The sequence below is a fragment of the Pedobacter sp. AC212 genome, assembly GCF_979258625.1.
Genome location: NZ_OZ409870.1, coordinates 4,703,800 through 4,729,064, shown reverse-complemented (window position 1 = coordinate 4,729,064; position 25,265 = coordinate 4,703,800). Strand labels below are relative to the sequence as shown.

Annotated in this window: 25 protein-coding genes; 10 read left to right on the top strand and 15 right to left on the bottom strand. The window is 37.6% G+C overall.

Features of this window, described 5'->3' with window-relative positions:
• The first annotated feature begins 195 nt into the window (after positions 1–195).
• Together pnuC and ACZZZC_RS20275 are read left to right on the top strand one after the other, a co-directional pair.
• Positions 196–816: a nicotinamide riboside transporter PnuC gene (pnuC, locus tag ACZZZC_RS20280; protein WP_463483786.1), complete on the top strand. Its 621-nt coding sequence runs from the start codon at positions 196–198 to the stop codon at positions 814–816.
• Between the two features lie 30 nt (positions 817–846).
• Positions 847–1,935 carry an acyl-CoA dehydrogenase family protein gene (locus ACZZZC_RS20275; protein ID WP_463483785.1) on the top strand — a complete coding sequence of 363 codons (1,089 nt, stop codon included), beginning with the start codon at positions 847–849 and terminating at the stop codon, positions 1,933–1,935.
• A gap of 7 nt (positions 1,936–1,942) precedes the next feature.
• On the opposite strand, the gene ACZZZC_RS20270 is transcribed toward ACZZZC_RS20275, so the two are convergent.
• The 7 genes from ACZZZC_RS20270 to ACZZZC_RS20240 all read right to left on the bottom strand — a co-directional run bounded on the left by ACZZZC_RS20270 (position 1,943) and on the right by ACZZZC_RS20240 (position 7,579).
• Entirely contained in the window at positions 1,943–3,349 is a 1,407-nt protein-coding gene (locus ACZZZC_RS20270) for a hypothetical protein (protein ID WP_463483784.1), read from the bottom strand.
• A 65-nt stretch (positions 3,350–3,414) separates the two neighbouring features.
• Positions 3,415–4,458 (bottom strand): hypothetical protein, encoded by a 1,044-nt coding sequence (locus ACZZZC_RS20265; RefSeq protein ID WP_463483783.1) that lies wholly within the window; start codon positions 4,456–4,458, stop codon positions 3,415–3,417.
• Positions 4,459–4,558: 100 nt separating this feature from the next.
• Positions 4,559–5,440, bottom strand: coding sequence for a class I SAM-dependent methyltransferase (locus ACZZZC_RS20260; RefSeq protein ID WP_463488046.1), 882 nt, complete (start codon positions 5,438–5,440; stop codon positions 4,559–4,561).
• Between the two features lie 3 nt (positions 5,441–5,443).
• Positions 5,444–5,827, bottom strand: coding sequence for a type II toxin-antitoxin system VapC family toxin (locus ACZZZC_RS20255; RefSeq protein ID WP_056851564.1), 384 nt, complete (start codon positions 5,825–5,827; stop codon positions 5,444–5,446).
• Positions 5,827–6,072: a type II toxin-antitoxin system VapB family antitoxin gene (vapB, locus tag ACZZZC_RS20250; protein ID WP_056851565.1), complete on the bottom strand. Its 246-nt coding sequence runs from the start codon at positions 6,070–6,072 to the stop codon at positions 5,827–5,829. Before vapB ends, ACZZZC_RS20255 begins: the two co-directional genes overlap by 1 nt.
• Before the next feature lie 20 nt (positions 6,073–6,092).
• The gene (locus tag ACZZZC_RS20245) at positions 6,093–6,845 is read right to left on the bottom strand and encodes an ABC transporter ATP-binding protein (protein ID WP_056851566.1); all 753 of its coding nucleotides are present in this window, start codon (positions 6,843–6,845) and stop codon (positions 6,093–6,095) included.
• Complete coding sequence (locus tag ACZZZC_RS20240; RefSeq protein WP_056851567.1) at positions 6,845–7,579, bottom strand: MlaE family ABC transporter permease; 735 nt, start codon at positions 7,577–7,579, stop codon at positions 6,845–6,847. The genes ACZZZC_RS20245 and ACZZZC_RS20240 overlap by 1 nt, the downstream gene beginning before the upstream one ends.
• 145 nt (positions 7,580–7,724) lie before the next feature.
• On the opposite strand from ACZZZC_RS20240, the gene ACZZZC_RS20235 reads away from it, so the two are divergent.
• The 7 genes from ACZZZC_RS20235 to ACZZZC_RS20205 all read left to right on the top strand — a co-directional run bounded on the left by ACZZZC_RS20235 (position 7,725) and on the right by ACZZZC_RS20205 (position 14,985).
• Positions 7,725–8,414 (top strand): SDR family oxidoreductase, encoded by a 690-nt coding sequence (locus ACZZZC_RS20235; protein ID WP_463483781.1) that lies wholly within the window; start codon positions 7,725–7,727, stop codon positions 8,412–8,414.
• Between the two features lie 23 nt (positions 8,415–8,437).
• Positions 8,438–9,130, top strand: coding sequence for a PspC domain-containing protein (locus ACZZZC_RS20230; protein ID WP_463483780.1), 693 nt, complete (start codon positions 8,438–8,440; stop codon positions 9,128–9,130).
• Positions 9,131–9,132: 2 nt separating this feature from the next.
• Positions 9,133–10,119, top strand: a complete 987-nt coding sequence (locus tag ACZZZC_RS20225) for a LiaF transmembrane domain-containing protein (protein ID WP_463483779.1) — start codon at positions 9,133–9,135, stop codon at positions 10,117–10,119.
• Between the two features lie 93 nt (positions 10,120–10,212).
• Entirely contained in the window at positions 10,213–10,815 is a 603-nt protein-coding gene (locus tag ACZZZC_RS20220; RefSeq protein ID WP_463483778.1) for an RDD family protein, read from the top strand.
• A gap of 65 nt (positions 10,816–10,880) precedes the next feature.
• Positions 10,881–12,863 (top strand): (E)-4-hydroxy-3-methylbut-2-enyl-diphosphate synthase, encoded by a 1,983-nt coding sequence (gene ispG / locus ACZZZC_RS20215; RefSeq protein WP_463483777.1) that lies wholly within the window; start codon positions 10,881–10,883, stop codon positions 12,861–12,863.
• Between the two features lie 199 nt (positions 12,864–13,062).
• Positions 13,063–13,521 (top strand): hypothetical protein, encoded by a 459-nt coding sequence (locus ACZZZC_RS20210; protein ID WP_463483776.1) that lies wholly within the window; start codon positions 13,063–13,065, stop codon positions 13,519–13,521.
• A gap of 189 nt (positions 13,522–13,710) precedes the next feature.
• Positions 13,711–14,985 carry a mechanosensitive ion channel family protein gene (locus ACZZZC_RS20205; RefSeq protein ID WP_463483775.1) on the top strand — a complete coding sequence of 425 codons (1,275 nt, stop codon included), beginning with the start codon at positions 13,711–13,713 and terminating at the stop codon, positions 14,983–14,985.
• A gap of 153 nt (positions 14,986–15,138) precedes the next feature.
• On the opposite strand, the gene ACZZZC_RS20200 is transcribed toward ACZZZC_RS20205, so the two are convergent.
• The gene (locus ACZZZC_RS20200) at positions 15,139–15,957 is read right to left on the bottom strand and encodes an alpha/beta hydrolase family protein (protein ID WP_463488045.1); all 819 of its coding nucleotides are present in this window, start codon (positions 15,955–15,957) and stop codon (positions 15,139–15,141) included.
• 394 nt (positions 15,958–16,351) lie between these two features.
• Between ACZZZC_RS20200 and hemA the strand changes: the two genes are divergently transcribed.
• Positions 16,352–17,578 (top strand): glutamyl-tRNA reductase, encoded by a 1,227-nt coding sequence (hemA, locus tag ACZZZC_RS20195; RefSeq protein ID WP_463483773.1) that lies wholly within the window; start codon positions 16,352–16,354, stop codon positions 17,576–17,578.
• 42 nt (positions 17,579–17,620) lie between these two features.
• On the opposite strand, the gene ilvA is transcribed toward hemA, so the two are convergent.
• The 7 genes from ilvA to ACZZZC_RS20160 form a co-directional block, all read right to left on the bottom strand.
• Positions 17,621–18,871: a threonine ammonia-lyase IlvA gene (ilvA, locus tag ACZZZC_RS20190; protein WP_463483772.1), complete on the bottom strand. Its 1,251-nt coding sequence runs from the start codon at positions 18,869–18,871 to the stop codon at positions 17,621–17,623.
• Between the two features lie 361 nt (positions 18,872–19,232).
• Complete coding sequence (locus tag ACZZZC_RS20185) at positions 19,233–20,738, bottom strand: 2-isopropylmalate synthase (protein ID WP_265798113.1); 1,506 nt, start codon at positions 20,736–20,738, stop codon at positions 19,233–19,235.
• The gene (leuB, locus tag ACZZZC_RS20180; RefSeq protein WP_463483771.1) at positions 20,738–21,838 is read right to left on the bottom strand and encodes a 3-isopropylmalate dehydrogenase; all 1,101 of its coding nucleotides are present in this window, start codon (positions 21,836–21,838) and stop codon (positions 20,738–20,740) included. Before leuB ends, ACZZZC_RS20185 begins: the two co-directional genes overlap by 1 nt.
• Positions 21,839–21,882: 44 nt before the next feature.
• On the bottom strand, positions 21,883–23,388 hold the full coding sequence (locus ACZZZC_RS20175) for an ATP-binding cassette domain-containing protein (RefSeq protein ID WP_463483770.1): 1,506 nt from the start codon (positions 23,386–23,388) through the stop codon (positions 21,883–21,885).
• 181 nt (positions 23,389–23,569) lie between these two features.
• Positions 23,570–24,151, bottom strand: coding sequence for a 3-isopropylmalate dehydratase small subunit (leuD, locus tag ACZZZC_RS20170; protein WP_463483769.1), 582 nt, complete (start codon positions 24,149–24,151; stop codon positions 23,570–23,572).
• A gap of 57 nt (positions 24,152–24,208) precedes the next feature.
• Positions 24,209–24,895 carry a class I SAM-dependent methyltransferase gene (locus tag ACZZZC_RS20165; protein WP_463483768.1) on the bottom strand — a complete coding sequence of 229 codons (687 nt, stop codon included), beginning with the start codon at positions 24,893–24,895 and terminating at the stop codon, positions 24,209–24,211.
• Positions 24,896–24,952: 57 nt separating this feature from the next.
• Positions 24,953–25,243, bottom strand: a complete 291-nt coding sequence (locus ACZZZC_RS20160; protein ID WP_463483767.1) for an antibiotic biosynthesis monooxygenase family protein — start codon at positions 25,241–25,243, stop codon at positions 24,953–24,955.
• Positions 25,244–25,265 lie beyond the last annotated feature (22 nt).

Genomic DNA, 25,265 nt, shown 5'->3' with positions numbered 1-25,265 from the left:
TTACACCCATTTTAAGCGAAAAGTCAAGAGTGAAAAGTTTGAAGAACTTTCAACTTTGAACACTAAACTTTCAACTTAAATGCACCTGATTCGGATAATGCCGACGGAGGGAAGAGGTTAAATTATCTTACTGTTTCGCCCTGAAAGCAGTTTTCAATTATTTTTTATTAGTCGGAAGACATCAAATTATTGTTAATGAATTTTCAAGAGTGGTTCAGGCTTTTTCAGGAGCAAATTTTACATACCTCGTTAATCGAATGGCTGGCCGTAGGCTTTGGCGTTTCTGAAGTGTTGCTGGCAAAGAAAAACAACATTTGGCTTTATCCTACAGGTATTGTTTCTATCTTACTATCCATGTATCTGCTTTTAAATGTAAAGCTATATGCCGAAATGTGCCTTAGTATTTACTATTTAATCATGAGCGTTTACGGTTGGATTATCTGGAAGAAACGCAAAGTTGAAGGGGCAAACCAAGTGGCCTGGAGCACTAACAATGAGTTACTCATTGCGGTTATGATTTCGGTAGTTGGCTTTTTTGTTTTCTATTTTGTACTGCGCAACCATACCGATTCAGATGTACCACTTCTCGATGCATTTGTATCAAGCACAGCCTGGGCAGGAATGTGGCTTTTGGCCAAACGTAAAATTGAAAACTGGATTTTTCTAAATGTGTCGAACGTTGTAGCTATCCCGCTCCTGTTTCATAAAAAGTTGCCTTTAATGGCTTGTTTAACTATTTTCTTGTTTGTAGTTGCCATTTTCGGTTTTATCGATTGGAAGAAGATTATAGGCAAAAGAAGCCTTCGAACCATTTAACTCATCAACCCTATATTAAATCGGAATCCCATGGAAAATACATTAACACAAACCTGGCAGGAAAAGGTAAAGGCATTCGCGGCACCATCTGAAGAAATGGGCGAGCTGCACCCGTCGATTTTAGAACTTGCCTATCAGGAAAATTGGTTTAAACTTTTTGTGCCCGAGATTTATGGTGGTGCAGGTAAAAAGCTGCCCGAAATATTAAGATTAGAGGAAGAACTTGCCGAAGCCGATGGAAGCTTAGGCTGGACCATCACTTTGTGTGCCGGAGCAGCATGGTTCGCGGGTTTTCTAAATCCTGAACTGGCTTCGGAAATATTTGCAGACCGAGAAGTTTGTTTTGCTGGAAGCGGTGCAGTTGGTGGTATGGCGGTTAAAACGAATAATGGTTATCTGGTAAACGGCCACTGGAAATATGCAAGCGGTGCTTTGCATGCTACTATATTTACCGCCAATTGTGTACTAAAAAATCCAGATGAAAGCGATATTCTGGATGAGAACGGAAACCCGGTTATTAAATCATTTATTCTTAAGCGGGATGAGGTAGAAATTTTAGCAGGATGGTCTTACTTTGGGTTAATTGCTACCGGAAGCCATGCCTTTGAGGTAAAAGATTTGGTAGTACCAACCAATAGAACTTTTACCATTAATAGTAATATCGAAGTGGCTGATGAAGGTTTTGACTATCCTTTTCTACAGCTTGCAGAAACTACTTTGGCTGTAAATAGCTTAGGTATGGCAAAACATTTTATAGCACTTGTAGAAGAAGCTTTTAAATCACGATCGGGGTTGAAGAGATACAATGAACAACAAATTTTGTTCTTCCAATCAGAATTGCAAAAATGTAAAGAAGAGATTGCAGATTTACGCAGCCGATTCTATAATGCCTTCGATCAATCCTGGAGCCAATTGATTACCTTAGGAAAAATTGAAGAAAATTTACTTGCAGAAGTAAGTTTAACTAGTAGGAAACTCGCTCATGCTTGCCGACGAGCGAGTGACACCTTATTTCCGTATTGCGGATTAGAAGCTGCAAAGAAAGAAAGCGAAATCAATAGAGTTTGGCGAGACATCCATACAGCTAGCCAACATGCGTTGTTAACTTTTGTAGATTAGCAATTGATTATAATGTTCTTGCTTTAATTTTCTTCAGCTCTAGTTCAAAGTTAGTAGTTGATATCTGCTCCTTCTTAGCTTTCTCGATAGCTGTTTCTTGCGTTTTGATTGCTTCTTCGAAGTAACCAATTCGATATAAAATATGAGCTAACGTATCGTAATATCCCGAAATTGGATTTAATTCTATTGAACGCCGACTCCAAAGCATGGCCTTGGTTAAATAATTGATATTCTTAGTTCCAATTTCGTAAAACTTCCAGGCTGCATTGTTGAGTTCATTTGCGTAGTTATTACCTGAAGAACTTATAGATACAATAGATGAAGTCACCGTTTTAATGCCGGGAAGTTTCATTAGACTATCCATTTTCTCTTTTGAAACCATCTTCTTTGCACCCAATTGAAGAGATTGATTTTTTGAATTAACTGTATGGTTTCGCTGTTCAATTTTTTTGATGCTATCTGCACCGATATTCATGTAATGATTGTCGTAGAAATATGCCGCCGTTCTAAGATATGAAGCAGTATCCTTTACTGTACTGTAATACCAGAGCATTTGATTATTATACGACCTATCGGCTCCACGGTAATCTCTAGACCAAGTTGACCGGGCAAAATTTGCACCTGCCATCGCTTTGTTCAGATTCTTATCTTTCGCCGCCGCAATCATCGTATTTGATATAATTGCATTGTTAAATGCTACCCGTTTATATTGTGGTTCTGTTTTGTATATGCTATCTACAAGCTTTCGGTTTGTATAGGCAAGCCTGTATGCGGTGCCATCTGCATAGGGTCCGGCCTCTAGAATATAAACAACATTATCATAATTGTTAAAATCACTGATTTTCAAATTACCAACATATTGCTCTATTAAGTCTGCGTTGTTCGTAATGCCAATTTTCTTGCGGGCATCAATTAACTTTTTTAATGTTACAGCGTCTCCCTTCTGTTGAGCATCTTTCTCCAAGTCTGAAATTGACTTTTCTTTAAAAGCAGCTTTTGCCCTTTCAATCAATGAAAAATATCTGTTTTTATCTGTAGAGTTTGCAGATTCACTAAAGAATATTTCCCTGTTCGACCGAAGAAAGATATACGCAGGAAATTGTTTGATATTGCCCGAACGCATGATAGACCGCACGCTGGTATCAACCATCGTAGTGTTAAATACTACAAAGTTTTCTTCGACTTTTGATATGACCTCTTTGTCATCTAAAGCAGATGTGAAATCTACTTTGGCATTCTCAGGTAGTTTTTTCAAATGATCAATAGTAGGAGTATTAATGATCAGGAATACCGGCTTTCCGCTTTTTGCAGCTGTAGAGAATGCAGCGGTTAATGATTTGGCAGATTTAAGTTTTTGCGAAAAGCTGGCCAATGAAGAAAGTAGAAATGCAGTAATAATTAAGATGGATTTCATGAAGAGCGCAATTAGATGATTTAAAAAAACAAAAGCCCGCAACATTTGGCTGCGGGCTTAAAATATTATTGATACTGGATGTAAATTGGTTTTGGTGTAAGTTTTAGCAATTCCTCTGGCGTCATCAATCTGTTAGGTGCTTTCTTTAAATCATTTTTATAGAATAATTTGAAACCTGTAAACTGAACCGGTTCGCTTTGAATAAAATGTCTGTATGTACCTTTTTTCAACTCTGGTTCGCCCCAACCATCCATATGCATTACAACCTGTACCTCTGGGCGCAATTTAATGTTTTTAGAGTTGGTTACCATTTTTTTGGTGAAACGGTGCAATACAAAAACTTTTGGAGGCAGGTTATATTTTTTAACCAAATCTGCTAAGTAACCTGTTACATAGTTGATATCAGCTGCATCATAGGTACCTATCTTTTTACCTGGAAGTGATCCATCTTTCATGGAGAATTCAGGATCGATACCTAAGTGTACGTAGGGTAATTGTAAATATTTCTCGATGTGAGGTAATTCTGCCTTAATGGTACTTAACGCCACCTGAAGATCCAAAAATACGATCGTATTGGGTTGCATCTTTGAAATTTTCAAAACCGAATCAATCTGTTTATTACCCATGCGGTTGATGTATTTTCCATCTTTACCTGGCGTACCGCTAGCTACTGCTGCGATGTAATGTAAACCTGGCTGAACTGGAGTAGTTGGATCTGCTTTCTCCCATTTTTTTACTTCGGTGTTTAAGCGTTGCCACATCTCTTTAGGAGCATATTCGCCTAAAGCACCCATTTTTTTTGAGTGCAGGTTACCATAATAAACCACAATACGTTTAAATGGCAATATTGCTCCAGCTAGTGGTGTAGGTTGGTTTTTAACGGGCCATCTGCCTGTGGTATCACCGTTAGCCAATTTTTTATCTAAAGAGTCATATAGTTTTCTATCAACAGGTTTCATGACATTTACTGTTGAATCTGTTTTCTTTTTAGAAGTGTCGGCACTTGAGCCATTGCCGCCGCCATTTTTGCCATCTGCTGTGCAGTTAGCAAATAAGGTTACTGTAGCAAGCCCGAGCATTAAAGTACCTGCTAATTGAGGAAGTTTCATAGATATTTATTATAGTATTAAGGTGTAGACAGTTTTTCCGAATCTGTTTTGCATGAAAGTAGGATGGAAAACCGGTAGTTTAAAATAAAGTAATTAACATTTACACATTGCAGAATTTGCCAAATACACCTAAGGGTAATTTAACGCCTGCTGAAGCTTGTAAATATAATTCTCCGGTTTCTAAATTTTTAACGCTAGGGAATGAGGTGCGAATTAAATTCTCTACAATTACGGAAGAAAATCCTAAAGAATAAGTATTCAAAATTAAAAAATGTTCTTTCTCATCTAAAAGCTGAACAACATCTTGCATCATTTCTTGAATATGATCTTCCAACTTCCATTTTTCGCCATTTGGTCCATGACCGTAAGCTGGTGGATCGAGGATGATTCCATTGTATTTTTTTCCTCTTTTAAGTTCTTTTTTAACGAATTTTAAAGCATCCTCCACCATCCAGCGGGTGTTTTTTAATCCAGAAAGTTCCTGGTTTTCATTTGCCCAAGTAACCACTTGTTTAATAGAATCAACGTGAGTGGTTTCTGCACCTGCTGCGTTTGCAATAAGTGATGCTGCACCTGTATAAGCGAAAAGGTTTAATACCTTAGGCTGCGGTGTTTTAAATTTTTTGATGGATGATGAGATAAAATCCCAGTTTACAGCCTGCTCTGGGAAAACACCAACATGTTTAAATGAAGTTAAGCCTAAACGTAGTTTAATGGCAACTTCGTTGTTTTTGTATTCAACATGCCAACGGTCTGGAATCGATTGGTTTTTCTTGACCCATTCTCCTGAAGTTGCTGAGCGACCTCTAAAAGTAATGTTAGCTGTTTTTTTCCACTCTTGCTCTGATAACGTTTTTTTCCAAACCGCCTGAGGTTCCGGACGAATCAAAATTGCAGTACCAAAACGTTCTAATTTTTCAAAATCCCCGCAATCAATCAGTTCATAATCTTTCCAATGGGTTGGGGCTAATAATTGTATCATGTATTAAAATAACTTTAAATTTGGATAACTTCTGATGTATTGGTCATCAGTTATCAGTGTTAAATCATCTGCTACAGCTTGCGAAATGATCATTCTATCAAAAGGATCTTTGTGAATAAATGGTAAGGATAAATATACTTCGAAGTTTATTTTATTTAGTTGAAGTATCTTTATATCAAAATTGTCTAGTAAAATGTAAATGGATTTTAGATCATCTTTGAGCCTAAGTTTTCCAATATTCATCTTAATTGTAATTTCCCAAATACTCACAATGCTGATAAACTTTTCTGTCTGTTTATCATTTAGAATTTCAATGATCTCTTCACTTATTGAGGATTCTCCATTTATAAAGAATAAGAATATATGAGTATCAAGCAGGAAACGCATTACATGTAATCTTTAAATTCATCCAACGGTTTGTTAAAATCATCAGATATATAAAGAATAGTTCCCTTCGCTGCTCCATATAAACTTTTTGGTTCTTCAACCACATTATTATTCTCTTCAGATGGTTTGAAGAAGTTTTTAGCGTGCTTAGCTTTCAAAAAATCAATAAAATCTTCTACCTCATTTACCATGCCTTCTGGTAAGGTTTCTAATTTTTTAATGATATTTTGTGTAGCCGTAGTCATAGCCAAATATAAGAATTTTCTTAAAACTTGTCTTTTGCGGCTTTCATGAAGCGACTTGCGAAAACGAAATCATTAAGTTCTTTAATTTCTGTATGGGCAATTTCCTTATTGCTGCCTTCCCAAAATTTCTTTCCTTCGTGTAAAAATAAGATGTAATCGCCAATACCCATCACCGAGTTCATATCGTGAGTAACCACGATCGTTGTGGTTTTAAATTCCTCAGTAAGTTCTTGGATTAATTCATCAATAACGATAGATGTTTTCGGATCTAAACCCGAGTTTGGCTCATCACAAAATAAGTATTTCGGGTTCATCGAAATAGCCCGGGCAATACCCACACGCTTTTTCATCCCGCCAGAAAGCTCTGCAGGGAAAAGCTTGTTTTTACCTGCCAGGTTTACGCGTTCTAAACAGAAATTTACACGCTCTATCTTTTCTTTGCGAGTTTGATCAGTAAACATGTTTAAAGGAAACATGATGTTATCCTCTACCGTCATACTATCAAATAAAGCCGATCCCTGGAAAAGCATGCCAATTTCTTTCCGAACTTCAATACGTTGCTCGTAAGTCATTGGCGTAAAATCACGCCCATCGTATAAAACAGAACCCGAATCTGGCTGGTGCAAGCCAACCATACATTTCAAGAGCGTTGTTTTTCCAGATCCAGAGCCTCCAATAATTAAATTGGTTACTCCTTCTTCAAATTTTCCTGAAATGCCTTTTAAAACGTCGTTCCCAGAGAATGATTTGTATATATCTTTAACTTCAATCATTACAATAACAGTTGAGTAACCAAATAATCGCAAACAAGAATAGAAATACAGCTAATAACAACCGCTCTTGTACTTGCCTGTGAAACCTCTAAAGCACCACCACGAACATAGAAACCTTCATAAGCCGGTACCGAGGTAATGATGAAGCCAAAAACAAAAGCCTTAACTAATGCCACAACGATAGTGTAAGGATTAAAATCTGTTGTAATCCCTTGGATATATTCGGATGGGGTAACTGCTCCGGAAATTGATCCACCTATGTAACCACCAGAAATACTTAAAAACATAGAAATGATAACCAACATGGGAACCATTGTTATTCCAGATATAATTTTTGGAAGAATGAGGTAACCAGGTGCGTTAATGCCCATAATTTCTAAGGCGTCAATTTGTTCAGTAACACGCATCGAACCAATTTCTGATGAGATGGCCGAACCTATTTTACCTGCTAAAACAATAGCGCTAATGGTTGGGCTCAACTCTAAAATACTCGAATCTCGGTTTACCGAACCGATAATGGTTTTAGGAATAAAATCACTTACCAACTGGAAAGCAATTTGTAAAGTCATTACAGCGCCAATAAACGTAGAAATGATGGCAATTAAACCCAAAGAACCCACGCCAACATAATCCATTTGTTTAGCGATTTCTTTGAGATATATTTTCAGTTTTTCCGGCTTTCTGAATACAGACTTGAGTAGCAGGATGTATCTGCCGAAATTGGTAAAATTCATTCCGTATGTATTGCTTAATTTAAATGATCATTTTATATTACTACAAAGAAACGATAAAAAAGTTGGAGCGCTTTGATAATTGCGAAAATATTCGTGGTTTAGAATATAAATATGGTTTTTTGTCAACAAAAATTAATTAATGACTATGAAAGCGGTAATAACAGGAGCAACAAAAGGAATTGGTAGAGCAATTGCAATTAAACTCTGGAAAGAAGGTTATCATTTGGCGCTGGTAGCTCGGGGTTTGGAAGAACTTAAAGCATTAAGAGATGAATTATTTCTCATTGGGAGAACAGTTTTAATATACGCAGTAGACTGCGCAGATAAAGATGCAGTTTATCAATTTTTAAATGATGTAGAAAACGATTTTGGTTTCGCAGATGTATTGGTTAATAATGTTGGTGCTTTTTTACCTGGAAGTATGTTGGATGAAGACGATGAAGCTTTCGAAAAACAACAAGCCCTTAATGTGAACGCGGCTTATTATATGAGTAAATTTTTTGGAAAAAAAATGCGTACAGCTCAACGTGGGCATATATTCAATATTTGTTCGGTAGCAAGTAAAGCCCCTGTAGAAAATGGTGGAAGTTATAGTGTAACAAAAGCAGCGATGTTAAGTCTTAACAATGTATTGCGGCAAGAGTTAGGTCCTCAGAACGTTAAAGTAACTGCTTTTTTGCCGGGTTCAACAAAAACCTCATCCTGGGCGGGAACAACTATTCCGGATGAAAAATTTGTACAACCCGAAGATATTGCAGAAACGTTATTTACCATTTTAAACTTAAGTAAAGGGGTAAATGTTGATGAGGTTTTGATTACTCCGCTGAATTTTTAAACACACACAAAATGAACAGCGTTATGGAAAAGAAGCTTTTTAGAAACGAACACGATAAGATGATTGCCGGTGTAGCTTCTGGACTTGCAGATTACATGCAAGTAGAGGTTACCATAGTGAGGCTATTATTTGTGCTATCAACCATATTTATGGCTGGAGCCGGCTTAATTGCTTATGTCGTAATGTGGATTATCGTGCCGGTTAACAATGACCCATCGTTAAAATTCACAAAATTTAATGATTATTTTAACAAAAATAATCCAAATACACCGCCATTTGGAAATGCAAATCCTTTTGGAGGAACTACCAATACTGGAAATACAAACTGGTCTCAACCGATAAACGAAACGGAGAAAAAACCATTTGAAACGCAGCCAGACTTTGGTAAAATGAGCAAGCCGAACGATGCTGGAAGAACCGTGGCTGGTTTACTCCTTTTGGTAATTGGTTGCATATTTTTGATGCGGGAGCTTGATTTTATTCCCGAATGGTTTACCATTCGCAACTTCTTCAAGTTTATGTGGCCGCTTATTTTTATCGCTTTAGGAATTGGCATTATTGCGAAATCAAAAAGAAAAAATGAATGGGCAACATTCGAAAATCAACAAGCCCAGGAGGAAGAAAAAAAGGCTGCCGATTTTACTGAAACTACAGTGGTAGAAGAGGAACCGAAAAACGACAACAATTCTACATCAACTACTCACCCTCAAGCATAAACATGATGAAAATAGATAGATTAATTTGGGGTATTTTACTGCTTTTTATTGGTGGTGTACTTCTACTAGAAAACTTTGGTGTTATCGATTTTTACTGGCGTAGCATTTGGGGCTTTTGGCCAGTGTTTTTAATCATTGCTGGTTTAAACATATTATTCAACAGAAACAATTCGCAAACCGGTAGCATCATTTCGGTTGGAGTTTTAGTTGTGGCATTAGCATTTTTATTTTATAAAGGCCAACAAGAACCTAGTCAAAGTGGTTGGTGGGGCCATAAGTTTAAGAAAGATATCGATATTAATATCGATGACAGCGACAATGACAACGATGATGAAAGTGACCATACCGATACAGCATTTAATAGCTTGAAATTGGCGGAGCCTTTTGTTGAAGCGGAAAATGCTAAGAAAACCGTTTTAAATATTTCCGGTGGAGGAATTTCATTCAACCTGGACGGCGAAACTTCTGAACTGATTAATGCCCAGGTTAAAAAAAGCCATGGTAACTTTTCGTTGAAGAAATTAATTACCGATTCGGCAACTGTGCTTACTTTTAGCATGGATGATAGGAAAAGCAAATGGAAATTTGGCGAAAATGGTAACGATGTAGATTTTAAATTGAACAAAGCTGCCAATTGGGATATTCTAATGAAGCTTGGTGCTGGTGAAGCCAATTTCGATTTCGCTGATTACAAAGTTCGTACTTTCCGCTTTGATGGTGGTGCAGCAGCGCTGGATATTAAATTCGGCGACTTACTTCCCATTACTGATGTGATTGTAAAATCGGGAGTGGCTGATGTGAAAATTAAAGTGCCAACCAATTCTGGTTGTCGCATTAAAACAAAAACAGGCTTATCTGCAAAAGATTTTGAAGGTTTTGAAAAACTAAGCGATGGCGTTTATGAAACCTCAAACTATAAAACATCAACCAAAAAGATTTTTATCAATTTAGACGGCGGATTAAGTAGCTTTGAAGTGTCAAGGTACTAGAAAGCTCAAAGAATAAAGCGAAGAGCTGGATGTTCGTAAATAAGATATTAATCATACAAAGCCCTCGCTTCTGGGGAGGGTTGGGAGGGGCTTATGGAATACACAGTTGTAATTAATGGAAAACCTCAAGGCCCATATAGTTTAGCTGAACTTAAAAATTTAGATATTACACCCAATACATTCATTCGCAAACCAGGAATGGATGACTATAAAGAAGCTCACGCGATGGAAGAATTGCGTGAGCTTTTGGGTTTTAAGTATCAAAAGACAGCACCTCAATATTTTGCCGCTTTCGATCAGCGATTGTTGGCTTCGGTGATTGACCATTTCATCATCTTTGGATTTTACTCGGTTATCATTTTAGTTAGCTTTGTTTTTATCGAAGGGAAAGATGCCCGCATAATGGCATTTTTGATTCCATTCCCATCAATTTTTGTCATCAAGCTTATTTATGGGAGTGTTGCCGAATCTTCTGCTTCACAAGCTACAATAGGAAAAAAGTTACTCAACATTAAAGTAACTGATCTCGAGGGATCACGGATTTCATTTGGTAGATCTTTAGCAAGAAATTTCTCCAAAATCCTTTCCGTAGTGCCAGTTTTTTTTGGTTATTTGTACAGCTTCCTCAATAAGAAAAACCAGTGCTGGCATGATATTGCAGCCGATGCGCTGGTGATTAAAGATAGGCTGATATAGAATAAAAGTCATTCTCTCCTTCAAAATTCTCTCATTCAAATTTCTATCTATATCTTTGCAATCACATGGAAAATTTATCGGTAAAGCATGATTTAGAAGGCGGTTATTGTAACAGTTTAACCACTTATTCGAGGTTTTTAACTCGCGAAGTAAAAATCGGTGACATCGCTTTGGGTGGTCACAACCCCATTCGAATACAATCTATGACCACTACTGACACCATGGATACCATCGGAACGGTTGAACAAACCATACGCATGGTAGAATCTGGCTGTGAATATGTTCGAATTACCGCTCCAAGTATAAAAGAGGCCGAAAACTTAGCCAATATCAAAAAAGAGTTGCGTTTCCGTGGATATGATGTTCCGCTAATTGCTGATATCCATTTCACGCCGAATGCTGCAGAAATGGCGGCAAGAATTGTGGAAAAGGTGCGTGTAAACCCTGGTAATTACGCCGATAAAAAGAAATTTGAAAATCTAGAGTATACTCAAGATGCTTATACCGCAGAGCTGGAAAGAATCAACAAAAAATTCATTCCGTTAATAAAAATCTGCAAAGAGTACGGAACAGCAATGCGTATTGGTACCAATCATGGTTCGCTATCTGATCGGATTATGAGCCATTATGGCGATACGCCACGAGGAATGGTAGAATCTGCGATGGAGTTCATCCGCATGTGCGAAGCGGAAAATTACTATAACCTGGTTATTTCCATGAAAGCCAGCAACACACAGGTAATGGTTCAGGCCTACCGTTTGTTGGTTGAAACCATGGTGAAAGAAGGGATGAAATATCCGTTACACCTAGGTGTTACCGAAGCGGGCGATGGCGAAGACGGTCGCATTAAATCAGCTGTAGGAATTGGAACTTTACTAGAAGATGGTTTAGGTGATACCATCCGCGTTTCATTAACCGAAGATCCTGAATTTGAAGCGCCAGTTGCTAAAGCATTGGCAGATCGATATGCTTTAAGAAGTCGGAAGTCGGAAGTCGGAAGTAGAGAGATTGATGACGCATCTAGACTTCGGACTTCGGACTTTAGACTACAGACTTATTCACCCTATGCCTATTCTCGCAGAGTTACTGAACCCGTACAACATATTGGTGGTCACAACCATCCGGTAGTCATGATCGATGTGTCGCAAGAAAATTTAAAAGATCCTTATTTTTTAAATGCTGTGGGCTATAACTATAGCGCAGGATTAGATAAGTACAACTTAACAGATCAAGCTTGTGATTTGGTTTTTTTGGGAGATAACTTGCCCTCATTTTCGTTTCCCGGCAACTTAAAACAAATTTATAACCATAAAACATGGTTGGCTTTAAAAGACAAACATAATTGCCACCCTGTATTTTCTTTAGATGAATTTAATACCTCCACTATTAAGGATGAGCATTTAAATTTTGTGGAGATTGACGCAACGCAGTTTAATCATCTATCGTTACATCAATTGGTAAATGTCGTTTTTATATTAAATACTTCTGCTCAACACGGTATGGCCGAACAACGAGCTTTCTTTGTTGCGCTACAGGAAAAGAATCTACAGATTCCGGTAATTATTAAGAGAACTCACAAAGATTTGGATGCAGATAATTTGCAATTGTATGCCGCCACTGATTTAGGCGCTTTATTTACCGATGGGTTTGGCGATGGAATCTGGATTGACGCCGCAAGACAAAATTTAGCCTTGTTGAATGCGACCAGTTTTGGCATTTTGCAGGCAACCAGAACAAGAATTAGTAAAACTGAATATATTTCTTGTCCGAGTTGTGGAAGAACACTTTTCGATTTACAGGAAACCACTCAATTAATCCGATCACGTACTGACCATTTAAAAGGTTTAAAAATTGGGATCATGGGTTGCATTGTGAATGGTCCCGGTGAAATGGCTGATGCCGATTATGGTTATGTAGGAACGGGTCCTGATAAAATCACCTTGTATCGTGGACAAGAAGTAGTTAAGAAAAATGTAAATACAGCCTTTGCTTTAGATGAATTGATCGATATTATCAAAGGCGACGGAAATTGGATAGAGAAGGTTTAAAAATGTTTTAGGTCTCATGGTCTGTGTCCTAAGAGATCATTATAATCCATTCAATTTCTGTCTATGAGGACACAGACCGAAGTATAGAAGGTTTAAAATCACTTCATCATAAGACAAATAATGCTGATTTGTTAATTGGTTTTACTATTTTATCCAAGTTATTAAGCTATAACTCAAATTAATAGTTAACCAAATTATAATGAAGAATGTCATAAAAATTTTTGCAGGACTATTATTGATGTATTTCGGTTTTAAATTGGGGATAGATACCGATGAGATGATTGATAAAAGTGAAATAAAGAAGTACAAAAATCTTTGTGAAAGAGGAATCATGACGAAAGGATATTTAACAGATTCAATTGAAAACAAAAATATAAAGTACACATATAATTTAGAATATAGTTATTTGGCAAATGGAGCTACATACAAGCTAAATCGCACAGCTCCTATAGGAGCTTTTGAGGATAGTATATCTGTTTGGTTTGATAAAGATTCACCCTCAGTTCATTCGACTTCTGAACCTTGTAATTTTTTGAAAAACAGTATTCAGTCAAAAGAGATTGGTAATCCAAAGTTTTACACAGTTTTTGGAATTATCTTAGTATTCATTGGCCTAATTTTACTTATTAATTCTACCAGGGAGTTAATAGGAATTTAGGTAGGCTATTTTTTATATGCAATCTACAACTCAACCCATGGTCTGTATTACGTTGTATTAAGTCGATCTTTGAGCACACAGACCGAGGGATTAAAGTATATACCATCCGCAAATCCATGGTCTGTGTCCTCACAGATCATTACTAAAGCGATCCTAAAAATATAATCAATAAACCCCTAAATTACCGCTATGCGCATCCCTGAATTTCAAATTATTTTTGGTGAACTTAGAAACTGGCTTTCCAGCAGAGGATTAACTGGTGGCGAGTTAATTTATTCTTATTTCTTCATCGGGTTAGTTGGTGTTACGCTATTCCTTTTTATCACTATATTTTTAACTCGGCAGGCCTTTATTGCTGTTGTGAAAAGCGCCAAAACAAAGTCTAACTGGCAGAGTGCACTTTTCGAATTTAGAGTATTTAGGGCTTTTGCACTAATTTTTGGCGCCTACATTATTTATAACGCTGTTCCTTTTGTTTTTGTCGATTTTAAGGTTTGGTTGTTCTACGCCTCAATTTTCGCTAAAATATACATTGTACTTGCGGTAATGTTCGCGGTAAATGCTTTCTTGAATGCATTGGTTTCCATTATGGAAGCCTCCAAAAAATATGCTGATAAACCGATTAGAAGTTATAAGCAGGTAGCAAAAATTGTTTTCTATATCGTAGGGTTTGTACTGATCTTATCGATTATTTTAAACCAGTCTCCATTGTATATTTTCGGAGGTTTTGGTGCAGTAACAGCTGTTTTTATTTTGGTTTTCCGCGATCCGATTTTAGGTTTTGTGGCCTCTGTGCAAATGAGCGCCATCGATTTAGTACGGGTGGGCGATTGGATTACCGTCGAAAAATACGGTGCCGATGGCGAAGTAACCGAAATTAACTTAACGACTATAAAAGTTAGAAATTGGGATAAAACCGTAACGATAGTTCCAAGTTATGCCATTGTAAGTGAATCTTTCAAGAACTGGCGGGCTATGGAAGAGAGCGAAGGACGGAGAATTAAGAGACACATCAACATTAAAATTTCGAGCATTAAATTTTGCGATGATGAGTTGATTGGCCGTTTAAAAAGCATCGATTTCCTAAAAGATTATTTGAGAGAAACGCAGTTACAAATCGAAACTTTCAACGCGGAGAACACTGTAAATCCGAATAATCTGGTCAACGGCCGGCACATGACAAACATAGGAACCTTTAGGGTTTATGCAGAGAAATATTTGGAGAGTAATCCACACATCAATACTGACTTAACCTTCATGGTTAGGCAATTACAGGCCACAGAGAATGGTTTACCTATCGAAATTTATGTGTTTTCGAAAGAAAAAGGACTGAAGAAGTTTGAAGAAGTTGCTGCAGATATTTTTGACCATTTACTTGCTGCAGTTCCTTATTTCGATTTGGAAATTTTTCAAAGCCCGAGTGGAAGCGACATGCGAGGTTTTGTAGGAAGAGGGAATGATTAAAATTGCTGCTGTCATTCTGAACATAGTGAAGAATCCCTGAGCTATTGACTCTGCCCTAAAATACAGAATTCCATTTTTTAGGTGTAGGATAATTGATCATTGCTTTTCATCGCCTGCAGATTCTTCGTAAACTCAGAATGACAGCGAGCCTTGTTATTCCCCCAAAAATGTTAGAACCTTCTCGCAAACTTTAAATAAAAGCGGAGGTAGAGTTTCATTCTCATAAGGATGAGAAGCGCCATAAACGTGGTTAGCTCCTTCAATCTTCACCAACCTGCTGTTCGGATTCGCATCAGCCAACTTTTGTGCATTCTCAAATGGAACATTCACATCATCATCGCCCTGAACAATTAACCACGGAATGTTGACGCGTTTCGCTGCATCGATAATATTGAAAGTTTCAGCATGTTCTTCAAAATCTTCGAGCAAAGTAACATTTAGTGGCATTTGCTCTTTAGTCCTGGTGTTAACCACATAGATTTTACCTGTTTTTTTCCATTCGGCTTCCTGCTCTTTTTTCCATAAACTATCAAAACTTGAAATCGCACTCCAGGTAATTAGCTTTTGTATTCTTAAATCGTTTGCTGCCTCGATAATCGCCAGTCCGCCGCCTCTGCTATGCCCAATCATATTTACTCCCGTTTCCTTTCCATACGCTTTCTCAATGTAATCCAGCAAGGCATTAACATCAAATAGCTCCTTCGAAAAAGTGTTGCTGGCGAAGGTTTCCAGGTCGGTAACATCTTTTGGCTGATCAGTTGTTACGCCGCTATGTGATAGATTAAATTTAATATAGCGATAACCGTTTGCTGCAAAATAGCGGGCAACAAGATTATGGGCACCCCAGTCTTTAAAACCTTTAAAGCCATGAACAAAAAGTATGATAGGCGTATTGGGGTTTTTATCGTCGAAAGTAATGTCGCCGATAATTAATTTTCCATCTGAACCACTAAGGCTAAACTCATTTTGCATAATCATCGTTTAAGGTATTGGTACAATTTATAAACCTACAAATTATAATTTTGTTGTATTTTAATCCGAGTATCAATTATAAGGGCGTACCATCCCTGTTTTCAACGGAAAGATCCTGGCGGGATAGGTTGGTTTTTATTGTTGAGCAGCGACCTGAGTGATCTAAACCTGATTGAAAGAAAAGCCACAATTTTTCATTGTGCTTGCAGGGAAAGCAGGACGAACATTAAAATGAAACACTGTTCTTGCTTTTCTAAAAGCGATTTGAAGATTTTGTCAACAGAATGCGCCTATTTAAAACCGTTCTAAATTGATGTAAATTACAGATTAATGACGTTCGCAACCGCTAACCGTGTTACTTTTGTTTCCCGATAATAGTTAATAACGGAAGCACTTGGAATATTTAAAAGTAATAGCTTTTACGCATCACCACATCGACCTAAAATCTTTAGGGAAATTGGTTATTTGTGATCAAAGTTTAGATAGCAGGTTGAAGAATATTCAAACAGAACTTCCGGTTAGTGAAATATTTTACATTGGTACATGTAATCGTGTAGAGTTTGTTTTTCTTACTAAAGAGAAAACTGACAAGGAATTTGTTACCCGGTTTTTAACCGTTTTGGATATGGGCTTACCTCCAGAATTTATGGAGCGTTTTCTGGATAACGTAACGGTTTACGAGAACGAAGAAGCTTTTAATCATTTGTTAAGAACATCTTGCTCTTTAGAGAGTTTGGTTGTTGGCGAAAAGGAAATTCTTGCTCAAATACGTAAAGCTTATGAAAACTGCCGTGATGCAGGTTTTACAGGCGACTACATGCGTATGATTATGGATAGGGTGGTGAAGACGGCTAAAGAGGTTTATACCCATACTAATATTTCAAAAAACCCTGTTTCGGTTGTTTCTTTGGCTTATCGTAAGCTTAAAGAATTAAATATGTGTGGCAATTCGAGGGTGCTGATTATTGGCGCTGGCGAAACCAATCAGAATATTGCCAAATACCTTAACAAACATAAATATTCTAACTTTTCTATTTTTAACCGTACGCTTTCTAAAGCTGAAACTTTGGCTGCGGAGCTAAACGGCAAAGCTTATCCTTTAAGCGATTTAGAAGATTTTACCGAAGGTTTTGATGTGATTATTACTTGTACAGGCTCTACAGAAGCTATTATTGACGAAGAACTTTATGCTAAGTTGCTGAATGGCGATACTGGCAAAAAGGTGATCGTTGATTTAGCGATCCCGAATGATGTTGCGCCTGCAGTAATACATAATAACCTTGTTCATTACATTGAGGTTGAATCTTTAAAAGAGGTTGCCCGCAAAAATATCCAGGAACGTTACAACGAATTGGTTCATGCGGAAGATATCATTAACAACAACATCACCGAATTTTTTACTGTTTTAAAGCAACGCCGCATTGAGCTGGCTATGCAAGAAGTGCCAAGGAAGATTAAGGAAATTAAAAATACAGCTTTAAATGGTGTGTTTGCCGATGAAATCAGCCAGATGGATGAAGCTTCTCGTGAGGTTTTAGAACGGGTGATGAACTACATGGAGAAGAAATGTATCAGTGTTCCGATGATTATGGCCAAAGAAATTTTGGTAAAAGAATCATAATGTAACTGCTCTAAAAAATTATCTTTCAGAGCAGTTAATCTTTTAAACCAAATACTCAAATAAAGTTTGATCCTGGTTTAATTCTATAATCTCAAATTTGAAATCTTTCATACGTTGCAATAAACTTGCATAATCGTCTTTGTCGGTTAATTCTATACCCACTAAAGCTGGTCCGTTTTCTTTATTTGTTTTTTTGATAAATTCAAAACGGGTGATATCATCATGTGGACCTAAAACCTCGTTTACAAACAATTTTAAAGCACCCGGACGCTGTGGGAAACGAACGATGAAATAATGTTTCAAGCCCTCAAACAGTAAAGATTTTTCTTTGATCTCCTGCATGCGTTCGATATCGTTATTGCCGCCGCTAATTACACAAACGATTTTTTTTCCTACAATCTGATCTTTCACTTGCTCCAGCGCTGCTACCGAAAGCGCCCCCGCAGGCTCTACCACAATTGCATCTTCATTATAAAGTTTTAAAATGGTGGTACAAATTTGCCCTTCGGGGATTAAATAAGTGGAGCTCAATAACTCTTTGCAATAGTTGTAGGTAATCCAGCCCATTCGCTTTACTGCTGCACCATCAACAAAACGCTCTATGTTTTCAACGGTTATTGGACCACCATTTTTAAGCGCCTCACTTAACGAAGGGGCACCCATGGGTTCTACACCGAAAATTTTAACATCGGGCTTTACAGTCTGTAAATAGGCGCTTACGCCAGAAGCTAAACCACCTCCACCAACCGGAACTACAATGGCATCAAGCTCAGGTAAATCCTGAAAGATTTCCATAGCAACGGTTGCTTGCCCTTCAATTACTTTTTCATCATCAAAAGGAGGAATGAAGGTTGATGATTTTTCGTCGCAATAAGCTAAAGCTTCTTTTAGGCAATCATCAAAAGTATCGCCTACCAAAACAATTTCAATGTTATCGCCACCAAACATATTTACCTGTTTGATTTTTTGCTTTGGCGTTATCTCGGGCATAAAAATTACGCCTTTGATACCCAGTTTTTTGCAGGAATAAGCAACCCCTTGTGCATGGTTTCCGGCGCTTGCACAAACAATGCCGTTTTGCAAGGCATCGGCATTTAAAGTGCTGATTTTGTTATAAGCACCACGCAATTTATAAGAACGTACAATTTGTAAATCTTCTCTTTTAAGGTAAATGTTGGCATTGTATCTTAAAGATAAACCTTCGTTTAGCTCGAGAGGAGTGCGTTTTACCACACCTTTTAAGGTATGGTATGCACTTTCAAAATCAAAAGTATTTTTTATGGTGTCGTTCATTTTTTAACCCCAAACCCCTAAAGGGGCTTTTAGTATTGTGTATATATCTTGCTAATTTTTTCAAAAGCAGGTTCAGTGCTTTTTCGGTTGTTGTAGCGCTTCCGTTTTTGGCTGTCCGGCAGGCGTTGCAATTTTTTAGGGAATTGATTTGTAAAAGGAAGTCAAAAACCACCCCCGACCCCTCCTTGAAAATAAGAAGGGGAGCTTCCCTCAAAATTATTTAATCATTTTCTTTTCTCTATTTATTATTGCGAGGGACGAAGCAATCTTAATACTCAAGAATATTCCTCTCGCTTTAAGATTGCTTCGAGCCTCGCAATGACCATTCTATTTATGTTTTCAGCTTAACCTTTCAGCTTGTTTACAAAAACTTGTTTATTGCGTCTAAATATGCATTTGCCGAAGCTTTTACAATATCCGTGCTAAAACCAAAGCCTACGAAGGATTTGCCATTGTAATCTACTTTCATATTCACTTTACTCACGTCGTCGCTTCCACCATGCATGGCTTGTATCGTAAATTCTTTAAGCGTAATGTCTTTATCAATTAAGCTTGAAATTGCATTAATAGTGGCATCTACAGGTCCATTTCCTTCTGCCTTCGCTTCTTTCTCTTCGTTGTTGTATTGCAGCTTAATCGTAGCCGTTGGGTTTACCAAATCCCCACAAACTACTTGAAGCAAGTTCAATTTATAACCGTTAAGGTATGAAGGTGTTTCTCCATCACTCATTAAAAAAAGTAAATCGTCATCGGTAATGTCTTTCTTTTCATCGGCTAAAACTAAAAAACGCTCGTAAACATCATCAATGTTAATTTTATCAATGTCGTAATCTAAGCGTTCTAAATGGTGCTTTAACGCATGGCGACCGCTTCTTGCAGTTAATATAATGTCAGCGCTGTTTAAGCCTACATCTTCGGGATTGATAATTTCATAGTTTTCACGATGTTTTAAAAATCCATCCTGATGAATACCAGAACTGTGTGCAAAGGCATTTTTACCAACAATTGCCTTATTTGGCTGAACAGGCATGTGCATCATTCGGCTTACCATGCCACTAATTTCGGTGAAATGTTTGCTGTTGATGCCTGTATGTAAACCCAAACTATGGGTTTTTAAAATCATTGAAACTTCTTCCAATGCAGTGTTTCCCGCTCTCTCACCGATACCGTTAATGGTACATTCAATTTGACGGGCACCGTTTACTACACCTGCAATACTGTTTGCTGTTGCCAAACCTAAATCGTTATGGCAATGTACAGAGATAATAGCCTGGTCGATATTTTTTACGTTTTCTTTAAGGTAAAGGATTTTAGAACCGTATTGATCAGGCATGCAATAGCCATTCGTATCTGGTATGTTTACAACCGTTGCACCAGCGGCAATTACTGCCTCAATCATTTGAGCCAAGAATTCATTATCTGCTCTTCCGGCATCTTCTGCATAAAATTCTACATCCTCCACAAATTTCTTAGCATATTTTACAGCCTCAACTGCTCTTTCTAAAATCTTCTCGCGGGTGCTATTAAATTTGTATTTAATGTGCATATCAGAAGAACCAATTCCGGTATGAATGCGTGGATATTTTGCATACTGTAAAGACTCTGCCGCAACATCAATATCCCCTTTTATAGCACGTGTTAGCGCACAAATGGTTGGGTTTTTTATTGCTTTTGATAATTCTACAACGCTCTGAAAATCGCCAGGACTGGATATCGGAAAACCTGCCTCAATTACATCAACGCCAAGTAATTCCAAAGCTTTAGCGATTTCAATTTTTTGGTTGGTATCTAACTGGCAACCTGGAACCTGTTCTCCATCACGTAAGGTGGTGTCGAAAATATATACTTTATTGGGATCGTGTATCATTATGCTTGGGGGATTGTAGTTGATTTTTGTGATAAGAATTTTAATACCAATTTACCCATCTCGGCGGTGCCTAAAACTTTAAATCGGTTGGTGGTTTGGTCGGCAATATCATGTGTTCTGAAACCTTCTTTCAAGACTTCGTCAACAGTATCGACCAATAATTTGGCTTCTTCTTTTAGTCCGAAACCAATTTCGAGCATTAGCGCTGCCGATAGGATGGAAGCCAGTGGATTTGCCAAATCTTTTCCGGTAATATCGTGTGCCGAACCGTGAATCGGCTCGAAGAAACCAGTGCTTTCGCCAACAGATGCAGAGGCTAGCATACCCATCGAGCCTGCAATTTGAGAAGCTTCATCCGTTAAGATATCGCCAAATAAATTTGCTGTTAGTACCACATCAAATTTTTTCGGGTTTTTAATTAACTGCATCGCCGCGTTATCGATAAACATGTGCTCCGTTTCCACATCAGGATATTGTTTTGCAATTTCCTGAACAGTTTCACGCCATAAACGGGAACTCTCTAATACGTTCGCCTTATCGACCGAGCATAATCTTTTTTTGCGTTGTTGCGCAGCCTGATAAGCTTTATGTGCAATACGCTCCACTTCGTAACGGTGATAAATCATTAAATCAGAAGCGGTATTTCTATCCTCCGAACGAGATTTTTCACCGAAATAGACGTCGCCAGTTAGTTCACGGAAGAATAATATATCAGTTCCTCTTAAAATTTCAGGTTTAATGCTCGATGCCTGAAGAAGTTCGTCAAATAGTAATATTGGGCGGAGGTTTGCAAATAACCCAAGTTCCTTACGGATTTTTAACAAACCTTGTTCTGGCCTTACTTTTAGGCTTGGGTCGTTATCATATTTGGCATGGCCGATGGCTCCAAACAGGATGGCATCGCTTTTTCTGGCTTTTTCTAAAGTTTCATCTGGCAGTGGTTCACCAGTAACTTCAATCGCCGCATGTCCCATTAAAGCCTCATCGAACACAAATTCATGTCCAAAGATTTCAGCAATTTTTTCTAATGCTGCTTTTCCCCACGTGGTAACTTCGGGTCCAATACCGTCTCCAGGTATTACTAAAATGTTCTTCTTCATTGTATTGTATATTGCCGTCATTGCGAGGTACGAAGCAATCTCAGTTAGATAGTACGGTGCAAAAGGTTGCTTCGTACCTCATCATGACGAATTTTGGTGTTTAAACTTTCGACGATTTTTACTTCGCCGTTTTCTAATAATATTCTCTTTTCTATGCAGGTTGGCAGCTGCGATTCAAAGTGGCCAACGTAAATCATCGTCATGCCGTTATTGCACAACTCATCAATAAATTGATTAAAAAGTTTTGTTTGCTGCTGGTCTAAACCCTGACATGGTTCATCCAGAATCAATAATTCGGGATTTTTGATGATGGTTCTTGCCAGCAAAACCAAGCGTTGCTTTCCTAATGGAAGCGAGCCTAATAGCTCGTTCTTATTTTCGCTTAGCCCAAAATATGCGATCAGTTCATTTACCTGCTCAATTTTTGAGTAGGGTAATTGCTGAAATAAGCCAACGGTATCATAAAAACCGGAAGCAATACTTTGCCAAACGGTTGAGCTAGCATCAAAATACCAATGAAACTCAGGGGAGATTAAACCGATATGTTGTTTAATGTCCCAAATGCTTTCGCCACTTCCCCGTCGGTTACCAAACAAATAAAGTTCGTTGGCATATGATTGCGGATGATCACCGTTTATAAGACTCAATAAAGTTGATTTGCCAGATCCGTTATGGCCTTGCAGTAACCATTTTTCGCCAGCATTAACTTCCCAATTGATGTTTTTTAAAACCTGTTTTTCGCCATAGCTAATGTTAACATCAACCATTTTCACAATATTTTTCGAAGAATATATAGGTGATTCCTTAAGAAAATCTGGAATTTCTCTTGTATGTTTTTCTTCAAAAACTGATGTTATAGGTTTTGAATCAGAAACTGAAATTTGACCATTTACTATTTCCGCAAAACGATTAATAGCGCTTGGTAACTCCGAATCGTTGGAAATTAAAATCAATTGAACACCATCCGTTGAAACTTCGTCTAATAAAAGGTTAAGGTTTTTACGAGATGCGGCATCCAGGCCTGTATAAGGTTGGTCGATAATTAATAATTGCGGCTTCAACCATAAAGCTTTAACCAGTTGCACTTTTTTATGCTCCCCACTTGATAACTCAATCAATTGAGAACTGGCAAATGTTGTAAAGTGTAGTGCTTCTAAAATCGGTTCTACGTGATCAAAATGTAGATGGTTCTCTTTGCCGAAATCAACTAATTCTGCATGAACAGTTAAGGTATCTTTAGCCTGCTGACTGGTATAGCGCTGTTGATAATAGAAGTTAGCGACGCCTTCCAGGTTTTTAAACTGATACCAGCTTTCTACAAATAAAACCTCTGCTGGTAAATTGCTATTGTTATTGAAATTAATTTTTACCTCGCCAGCTGCACTTAACAAGCCTGAGATAATTTTAGCTAATGAGGTTTTTCCGCTTCCACTCGTGCCACCTAATGCCCAGTTTTCACCACGATAAATAGTCCAGTTCAAATCCTTTAACACCGATTTTTGTTGGTGTTTTAAGGTTAGGTTTTGAATGTTGACTATACTTTCTTTCATGGTTATTAATTCCTGCGGTTTGATGACACAGATTGATTGATTACACTGATTTTTACTGTCGTCATTGCGAGGCAAGAAGCAATCTTAATGCGATGGTTTAAAGAACCTAGCAATAGTTGTTGGATTGCTTCGTTACTCGCAATGACGATTGTCTTAGCTTTTTGCTTTAATCTTTTCGATATTAATTTTTTTCAAATTCCTCAATCAAATCTTTTTGGGCTAAAATGAAATCTATGTCATCATAACCATTAATCAGGCAAGATTTTTTATATGCGTTAATCTCAAACTTTTCAGTAGCGCCTGTTTCTACAATCGTAACCGTTTGGTTTTCTAAATCAACTTCCAAAGGAGATTTTGCATTTGTATCCACTGCTGCGAAAATCTGAGCTAGAAATTCTTCGCTAACCTGAATAGGTAACAGGCCGTTGTTTAGTGCATTGCCTTTGAAAATATCGGCAAAGAAACTACTGATTACGACATCGAAACCTGCATCCTGAATAGCCCAGGCCGCATGCTCACGACTGCTACCACAACCAAAGTTTTTTCCGGCCACTAAAACCTGACCGCTATAAGTTGGATCATTCAGCACAAAATCAGCTTTAGGTTGATTATCGTTCTCATAACGCCAGTCGCGAAACAGGTTTTCGCCAAAACCATCACGGGTGGTCGCTTTTAGAAACCTCGCCGGAATAATCTGGTCGGTATCAATGTTCTCTATGTTTAAAGGCACTACTGCCGATGTTAATTTTGTGAATTTTTTCATTGTACAAGTATCAAGTTGCGAGTTTCAGGTTTCAAGAACCGTTATATCGCCTTTTTTTTATTTATTTGCAGCAAATACTACAAAATTGTAATACTGATAATAGCAATTTGCATTTTGTAACCCCGCTTTTTCAAGCCATTCTAACTGCGGTTTTAAAGGCGCCATAATATCAATCTTAATTCGCTCAAATGCACTTTGTTTCTCTTCATCCGTTAAGTTAGGACTTTGCTCCACATGACTTTTCCAATTTTCAGTATATACTTTTTCTGCTATTTCAGTTGCGCCTAAAACCTGATCAGCGTTGATAAACCAACCTCCAGGTTTGAGTGTTTTTGCAATTTTGCTGAACAACTGTTGTTTCAATTCATTTGGTAAATGGTGTATTGCCAGTCCTGAAACTACTAGTTCATAATGATTTTCTGGTAAATCCATAGTGGAGAAATCGGCATTTAAAAAACTAATGTTTTTATTTCTCTCGAAACGCTCCTCAGCTTTTTTAAGCATCTCTTTAGAAATATCAACCAAAGTGATTTTCGCCTTTGGGTATTTCTCATGAAAGAATGCACTCATCAATCCTGTTCCTGCACCAATATCCAAGATGTTCTTAATTCCTGAAACATTTTCAGACAGCGATAAAGCGGTACCATAAAAATCATCAAAACAAGGTATAAGGAAACGCCTTTGCCTATCGTATTTTTCGGATACTGCATTAAATTGGTTCTGTATCTCTTGTAATGTTTCCATTTTTGTTTGTCTTTGGTTATGGGTTATTTGCTTTACCGTAAATCATTTACATTTAAGCTATCTCACCTCAACATAATGTTCAACAGTTGGAAAAGGATCATAAAAATGATGCAGTAGCTTTTTCCAGTCTTGGTATTCTGCAGAACCTCTAAAACCTTCGGTATGTGCTTTTAATGTTGCCCAGTTTACCAGCAAAATATATTTGTCAGTTTCTTCCAAACACTTTTTTAGTTGATGCGAAATGTAACCTTCCATGGAGGAAATGATTTTTTGAGCTTCGTTGAAAGCATTTTCAAAATCGGCTGATAAGCCAGCTTTTACATTTAATATCGCAACTTCTAAAATCATATTTTCTTAACTTTTCGTCATT